2 protein-coding genes are annotated in these 671 nt (G+C 44.4%); one reads left to right on the top strand and one right to left on the bottom strand.

The window, feature by feature from the left end; genetic code table 11:
- On the bottom strand, positions 1-192 hold a 192-nt coding region (locus A3730_RS04220), incomplete at its 3' end, for a BlaI/MecI/CopY family transcriptional regulator (RefSeq protein ID WP_197477276.1).
- 33 nt (positions 193-225) lie between these two features.
- Between A3730_RS04220 and A3730_RS04215 the strand changes: the two genes are divergently transcribed.
- Entirely contained in the window at positions 226-555 is a 330-nt protein-coding gene (locus A3730_RS04215) for a hypothetical protein (protein WP_063537556.1), read from the top strand.
- The last annotated feature ends 116 nt before the right edge of the window (positions 556-671 follow it).

The raw sequence follows: 671 nt of genomic DNA, 5'->3' as shown, positions 1-671 counted from the left end.
GTAATGGAATGCATGGCCTTGCTTTTCACGGCGCAGCAGGCCCTTCTTATAGAGCCGATCTAGGGTGCTCTGGATTGTGTTCAGGGTACCACCACGCCGCTTTTCGAAATGCGAGTGCACGGACTTGGCATCCGCTGTCCGCCCTTTCCAGAAATACTGCAGTACCTGCTTTTCAAGCTCACCCAGCTGCATATCTGTCCGCCAATTGATCACATGGCCAGAACCATGACACACACAAAACCGAGCGTCAATCGGTTTTTATTAATTCAACCCAAGAGAGAAATAGGGAAAACCGAGCGACCTCTGAATGTAAAGGCAACCATCTTGAAAATTGGCCAGATCAAAGAAAACTCTCATCGTTCTACCGATCAAAAAACCAATAATACAAAGGTGTTCGACAGAGAATACAAGAGGAATTTCGAAGGCGGAGAAGGGAAAGCCACACTAAATGCTACACTTTTCTTTATTATAACGATGGCGCCACCTCCCTATGGCAGAAGCATAAAGGCCACCATCTTAGCTCCTCTCTATATCCTGTTAACTTTTAATTTATGATTCTAGTAGCACGAAAAGCATCTCTACCATGCAAAGTAATCCCTTTATTTGTCGGCATTTCAGGATACCTATTAGGAGGAATTATTGTGAAATCGAGTGGAATATCAGCATACCTA

The organism is Alcanivorax sp. HI0044 (genome assembly GCF_001634945.1).
This window is presented reverse-complemented; position numbering and strand designations above follow the sequence as displayed.

What these genes read in the sequence shown, in the direction of transcription:
- A3730_RS04215 (WP_063537556.1), top strand. Translation starts at nt 226, where the DNA reads ATGACACACACAAAACCGAGCGTCAATCGGTTTTTATTAATTCAACCC.